A 6,541-nucleotide genomic window follows, 5' to 3' on the forward strand; every position below is an offset into this window, starting at 1 on the left:
TCAACGCGGGCGCATTGCTTGTGCTTCTGTTAATTCTGCAATCAATGCATTTCTCGATTTGGCATCTTGCGGGGCAACTGCAAAGCCATGCAATCTTTTGTTCTCATCAAAGTAGCGGCTAGTTGTGACACCGTCCGCATGATCTGATTCCCAGGTGCCTGATTTGCTGGCAGCAAGCGCGGGGGGGATCAGTGCAACTGGGTAACTTGGTGTCTTGACCAGCACGGCCGCCGGTTTCATATCTATCGTAGTCAACTGACCCGTCAGACTCAGCGCAATCGCCCGCGCTGCAGTCATGATTGGGGCAACGTAGGGCATCAGGCTTTGGCTGCCGTCTGCTTGCTTGTACTGTGCACAATCACCAAGTGCGAAGATGTCGGGCGCACTGGTCTGACCATACTCATTGATAATGATGCCGCGATCTGTCTGCAATTGTGCTGCCTGTGCCAGGCGTATATCGGCACGCAAGCCGACCGCCGACAAGACGACATCAGTGTTAAAACTCTCTCCATTGGACAGCGTCACCTGTAGAGCATTATTCAGCATATCAATCTGGCTGGCTGTGGTGCCCAGTTTGAGTTGTACACCTTTTGCATTCAGTGCGGCATGCAAGCCTTGCGAAATAGATGTCGGCGCCAGGGCTGCCAGCGGCAGGGCGTTTGGATCTATCAAGGTGACTTCATGCCCTGCACTGGCCAGGTCATCACTGAATTCACAACCTATCAAACCTGCACCGAGTATGGTGACCCTGGCTTTATCACCAGCTTGCGCCAGTTTCTCGCGAAAGACGGTATAGTCAGCCAGGTTATTGACAGACAAAACCTGGTCTGCCGCATTGCCGGCGATAGGCAGTCGTATGGCTTGCGCACCAAGCGCCAGCACCAACTGGGCATAATCAAAACTACCCACTTTGGTTTGTATGGCCTGCGCCTCTGTATTAATGCCGCTTACCAGAGTTTTGGTCAGGATAGTGGCAGTCAGTTCGGCTGCCATCTGATCTACCGTTTTGCTTTGCAATTGTTGCGGCTGCTTGCCCATTGCAAAAGCATTTGACAGCATGGGCTTGGAATAAAAGCCGCCATCATCGCCAGTGACGATCATCAAGGGTGTGGTCTTATCAAGCTTGCGGAATTCTCTGGCGACTGTATAACCAGCCAGGCCGGAACCGATGATGGCGATGGGTTTCATGGCTACCTCAGATTTCTATCATGTCAAAATCGGCTTTGGCGACGCCGCAATCGGGGCATTCCCAGTCGGCTGGAATATCATCCCAGCGCGTGCCAGCGGCGATGCCTTCTTCTGGCAAACCTTTGGATTCTTCATAGATAAAGCCGCATACGATGCATTGATAAGTTTTCATGGTGTCCTCTGTATTTTTTAATTGAATGTTTTTCGGGGCTCAGGCCTGATTGGCTTCCAGCACGGCACGGTAGTGATTGGCGTGGCGTTCCTCTACTTTGGCCAGCGCAGCAAAGCGTTTGGCGGCGATTTCTAAAGTCCGCTTAAAGTTTTCAGCGTGTTCCTTAGATTCTGCGATTTGCTCATCGTATTCAGCGACAGCAGCATGGTTGCCTTCTTCCACAGCGAGGTGGCGGAATTTTGGGTACATTTCTGTGTATTCATAAGTCTCACCTTCGATGGCAATTTCCAGTGCACGTTGCGGTGTCAGTTGGGTTTTTGGGTATAACAAATCCAGATGGCCGAAGGCATGCATGACTTCTTGATCAGCGGTTGCTTCAAATGCTTCTGCAATGTCGATTGCACCCGCTTCACGAGCCAGTTTGGCGAAATAACGGTATTTGATATGGGCCATGGATTCGCCGGCAAAAGCGGATTCAAGGTTCTGGATAGTGACGGACGGGTTTGCCTGGGTGCTCATGATGCTCTCCTTGGTTATCTGTGGGTGTTGTTTGCATTTGCTATCAACGTGAGATAGATCATAGATTTTAATAATAAATTTGAAAAGATAATTGATTTTATTAATTCAATAGTTAAAGACTATGAATTTTTGCTTAACAGAATAAATTGCATTTGGTTATGCTTGAAAAGCATAAGAGTCGTACAAATACGTATAAAGTTAGAGGGTTCCCTCTGCTAGAATCTCTACCAGTAAGATTTCCGTAAGCAAAAAAATAGAAAGAAGGTCAAGCACATGGATTCGTCAGATCAAAAAGAGCAAATACGTCAACAATTGCGTCAGGCAGCGCTGGAATATCATGAATTTCCAACCCCTGGCAAAATCAGTGTCACTGCTACCAAGCAACTGACGAATCAACGTGATCTGGCTTTAGCGTATTCCCCTGGTGTTGCTGCACCTTGTGAAGAAATCGTCGCTGATCCGACAGCTGCATTCAAATACACTGCCCGCGGCAACCTGGTAGGTGTCATCACCAACGGTACTGCAGTGCTGGGCCTGGGTAATATCGGCCCACTGGCATCCAAGCCAGTGATGGAAGGCAAGGGCGTACTGTTCAAGAAATTTGCCGGTATTGATGTATTTGATATCGAAATTAGTGAATCTGACCCTGACAAACTGGTAGATATCATCGCCTCACTTGAGCCTACATTTGGCGGCATCAATCTGGAAGATATCAAAGCGCCAGAATGCTTCTATATAGAGCGCAAACTGCGCGAGCGCATGAAGATACCGGTCTTCCATGATGACCAGCATGGCACAGCGATTATCGTTGGTGCAGCAATCCTGAATGGTTTGAAAGTGGTTGGTAAAACGATTAAAAATACCAAGCTGGTTGTCTCTGGTGCCGGTGCAGCTGCTTTGGCTTGCTTGGACTTGATCGTCGATCTCGGCTTCCCGCTGGAAAATATATTCGTCACAGATCTGGCTGGCGTGGTTTATAAAGGCCGCGTTGAGTTGATGGATCCGGACAAAGAACGCTTCGCTCAGGAGACCTCTGCCCGTAGCCTGCGTGATGTCATGCCTGACGCAGATATTTTCCTGGGTTTGTCAGCTGCTGGTGTGTTGAAGCAGGATATGGTCAGGCTGATGGCACCAAATCCTCTGATCCTGGCTTTGGCCAACCCTACGCCAGAAATCCTGCCTGATGAAGTCAAGGCTGTGCGTGATGATGCCATCATGGCGACAGGACGTTCTGACTTCCCGAATCAAGTTAATAATGTCTTGTGCTTCCCTTACATTTTCCGTGGTGCGCTGGATTGTGGTGCAACTACCATTACACGTGAAATGGAAATCGCGGTTGTTCATGCGATTGCAGAACTTGCGCAAGCGGAGCAATCAGACGTAGTTGCATCTGCATATGGCATCAGTAATTTGTCCTTTGGCCCTGAATACCTGATACCCAAACCTTTTGATCCTCGCCTGATGATCAAGATAGCGCCAGCAGTAGCGCGTGCAGCAGAAATATGTGGCGTGGCTGCGCGTCCTATCCAGGACATGCAGGCTTATGTTGAGAAGTTGCAGCAGTTCGTCTACCACAGTGGTACTTTCATGAAGCCACTGTTCCAGATCGCCAAAAAAGCACCCGCTGACCGCAAGCGCATTGTCTATGCCGAAGGTGAAGAAGAAAAAGTCTTGCGGGCAGTGCAGGTCATTGTTGATGAGAAACTGGCGACGCCTATCCTGGTGGGCCGTCCGCACATTCTTGATCAACGCATAGAAAAATTTGGCTTGCGTCTGAAAGCTGGTGAAGACTTCGAGGTCATCAATCCGGAGCAAGACGACCGCTATCGCGATTACTGGCAGACCTATCACCAGATGACTGCCCGTAAAGGTGTGACTGAGCAGTATGCCAAACTGGAAATGCGCCGCCGCCATTCATTGATTGGTGCCATGATGATCCATAAGGGCGATGCAGATGGCATGATCTGCGGCACCTTTGGTACCACAGGCCTGCATCTGAATTACATCAATCAGGTATTGGGCAAGCGCGAAGGTGTGAATGTTTATGCTGCCATGAATGGCCTGGTCTTACCTGATCGCCAGGTCGTGCTGGTCGATACGCATGTCAATGAAAATCCGACGGCAGAACAAATTGCCGAGATCACGATTCTGGCAGCAGAAGAGATGCGCCGCTTTGGTCTGATGCCTAAAGCAGCCTTGCTGTCGCATTCAAATTTTGGTTCCAGCAATAGTGAATCAGCGCAAAAAATGCGCGCTGCTCTGGCAATTATCCAGCGCGATGCACCTGATCTGGAAGTTGACGGCGAAATGCATGGCGATACTGCGCTTGATACCAGCTATCGCAAGAAAATGATGCCGGATTCGACCTTGAAGAGCGATGCGAATTTGCTCGTCATGCCAAATATCGATGCAGCAAATATCGCCTATAACCTGCTGAAGACAACTGCAGGCAATAATGTCGCGATTGGTCCTATCTTGCTGGGCTGTGCCAAACCCGTGCATATTTTGACGCCATCTGCAACAGTACGCCGTATCGTCAATATGACAGCCTTGTGTGTGGTAGATGCGGTAGCACAACGCTAATCATCTTTAAGATGTAAAAAAGCCAGCCTTGATGTATGGGGCTGGCTTTTTGTTTTTCAGTGCTCTTATTTTGGCCTGCTTATTTAGCTTGCTTATTTGGCTTGTTTAACCGGCACCCGGCCAGTTGGCACAACATTCGACGCATGCAGGCAATGGCCATGTTGATCATCAAAAAACATATGCGGCTTGAAGGCTGCTAATACTGCAGACTTGTTGACGCCGCCCATGAAGAAGGTTTCATCAATAGCGATGTTCCAGGCGCGCAATGTGCGTATCACCCTTTCATGTGCGGGTGAGGCGCGCGCTGTCACCAGAGCAGTGCGTAGCGGGAAGGCACGGCCATCAGGCGCCTTGAAATTATTCTGCAGATACGACAAGGCCAGCAGCAATCTGGCGAAGGGCCCTTCTGGCAAAGGCTTCAGGGCATTTTCTCTTTCATGCAGTTCAAAGGCTTCCACACCCTGTTCCTGATAGATGCGCTCAGATTCATCTGAGAAAATGACGGCGTCACCGTCAAAGGCAATGCGAATTTGCTCAGGGTCTGCAGCATTTTCTGGCAGGCGATATAACATGGCCGACGCTACGCCTGAATTGATGGCCGCTTGCACATCATCTTCATGCAGGGATAAAAACAGGCTGACATTAAAAGCCAGCAAGTAGGGTGCCAGTGGTGATCCGCCCGATAGGGCGGCGCGTGTGATGTCCAGGCCATAGTGAGCGATGGAATTAAATATGCGCAAAGAAGTTTCGGACGAATTGCGCGACATGATGACAACTTCAACCAGCCTGTGGCCAGGTGTCAGCTCATTGAGTTTCAGTAAGGCCTTGACCAGGGCAAAAGCTGCTCCTGGTTTCAATATGCTGCTTTCTTCCTTGATCTGGTGCTGGCGATAGGCGTCCAGGCCTTGCTCCTGAAAAATCGATTCTTCTGCTTCCAGGTCAAACAGGGCGCGGGAAGAGATTCCTATGACTAAAAGATTATCTAGCGAAAATGGCATATGGGATTATTTGTCTTGTTATTTGCTGATGAATTTGGTGATGAGAAGCTAAGCGGTCTTCTGTTCACATAGCCTGACGAAACGTCAGATTGATTCTTTGTGCCCCCAGTAGTGGATGCGCTGCTTCCTTGATTGGTGCTACACCATGGTAACGCAATCTGGCTGCGCCACCCCAGATTACGACATCACCATGTGCCAGATGATAGCGCTGGACAGCATCACTGCGTTGCATACCACCAAAAAGAAATGTCGCTGGTATGCCCAGTGAGAAGGATACGATGGGTGCGCCAAATTTCTTTTCATCTTTATCCTGATGAAGGCTAAGGCGTGACCCCGGCTGATATTGATTGATCAGGCAGCTATCTGGCTTGAAGCCGGGAAAGCCAGCTTCTTGCGCCGCTTGCACGGCTAGTGAATAAAAATTGTCTGGCATGGCAGGCCAGTGCTCACCATTTTCAGGATCATATGCGCTGTAGCGATAGCCATCACTGTCTGATACCCAGCCCACCTCGCCGCAACAAGTCATGGCGACCGACATACGGTGACCATTGGGAGTGCGCATTTGCCGGAAAGGGTGCCTGCTCAATATTTGCTGTATACCATCCAGCAATGCAATTTCGTGACTCACTGAAAAGTGCCTCAGTATCACCGCACCTTCGCAGATACTTTCTGTCCAGGGTTGCATATCGCTGGCGTCATCAAAGAGTGAATAGTTCATAGGCCTGCTTCTGTTTGCTCATGTCCTCATGTCATATACATACATAAGCGTAATTCATTTTTTGAAAGTTTGGCGCATAAAGAAAATTTCTCTTGCAAAGCAGGTGGGGGATTTGCTATAGTTCGCCTCCCGCTGAAGAGCGGGTGCAGAAAGTGAAATAATTTCTGGTTTGAGCGAAAGAAATGACGCGGAAAGCCAAGGTCTGAAAATATCCTGAAGTAGTAGAGATTGATTCTAAAAGATTTAATCTAAACGAAATAAAAACAGGGTGTTGACAGATAAAAAGAAGTGCTTCATAATCTCGTTTCTCTGCTGCTGACGCACACAACGCTGCGACGCAAGACTGGATGAATAAGTAGTCCG

7 protein-coding genes are annotated in these 6,541 nt (G+C 49.2%); 1 reads left to right on the forward strand and 6 read right to left on the reverse strand.

The annotated features are described in order from the left end of the window. The 3 genes from AC3WQT_RS28690 to AC3WQT_RS28700 are packed head-to-tail and all read right to left on the reverse strand — an operon-like array spanning position 1 to position 1,879. Entirely contained in the window at positions 1-1,188 is a 1,188-nt protein-coding gene (locus AC3WQT_RS28690; protein WP_492709408.1) for an FAD-dependent oxidoreductase, read from the reverse strand. Positions 1,189-1,195: 7 nt separating this feature from the next. After that, entirely contained in the window at positions 1,196-1,360 is a 165-nt protein-coding gene (locus AC3WQT_RS28695) for a rubredoxin (RefSeq protein ID WP_110258335.1), read from the reverse strand. Positions 1,361-1,399: 39 nt separating this feature from the next. Further along, on the reverse strand, positions 1,400-1,879 hold the full coding sequence (locus AC3WQT_RS28700; protein ID WP_162040843.1) for a rubrerythrin family protein: 480 nt from the start codon (positions 1,877-1,879) through the stop codon (positions 1,400-1,402). 273 nt (positions 1,880-2,152) lie between these two features. Between AC3WQT_RS28700 and AC3WQT_RS28705 the strand changes: the two genes are divergently transcribed. Further along, a complete protein-coding gene (locus AC3WQT_RS28705; protein WP_492709410.1) occupies positions 2,153-4,462 on the forward strand; it encodes an NADP-dependent malic enzyme in 2,310 nt (769 codons plus the stop codon). Between the two features lie 92 nt (positions 4,463-4,554). Here the strand turns inward: AC3WQT_RS28705 and AC3WQT_RS28710 are convergent, their stop codons facing one another. From AC3WQT_RS28710 to AC3WQT_RS28720, 3 genes are all read right to left on the reverse strand, one after another. Continuing rightward, positions 4,555-5,460 carry a 5'-nucleotidase gene (locus AC3WQT_RS28710; RefSeq protein ID WP_492709412.1) on the reverse strand — a complete coding sequence of 302 codons (906 nt, stop codon included), beginning with the start codon at positions 5,458-5,460 and terminating at the stop codon, positions 4,555-4,557. Between the two features lie 64 nt (positions 5,461-5,524). Then, a complete protein-coding gene (alkB, locus tag AC3WQT_RS28715) occupies positions 5,525-6,178 on the reverse strand; it encodes a DNA oxidative demethylase AlkB (RefSeq protein ID WP_492709414.1) in 654 nt (217 codons plus the stop codon). Between the two features lie 115 nt (positions 6,179-6,293). Further along, the coding region (locus AC3WQT_RS28720) for a hypothetical protein (RefSeq protein WP_492709416.1) at positions 6,294-6,541 on the reverse strand (248 nt) is incomplete at its 5' end.

Source organism: Undibacterium sp. FW305-107 (assembly GCF_058788535.1).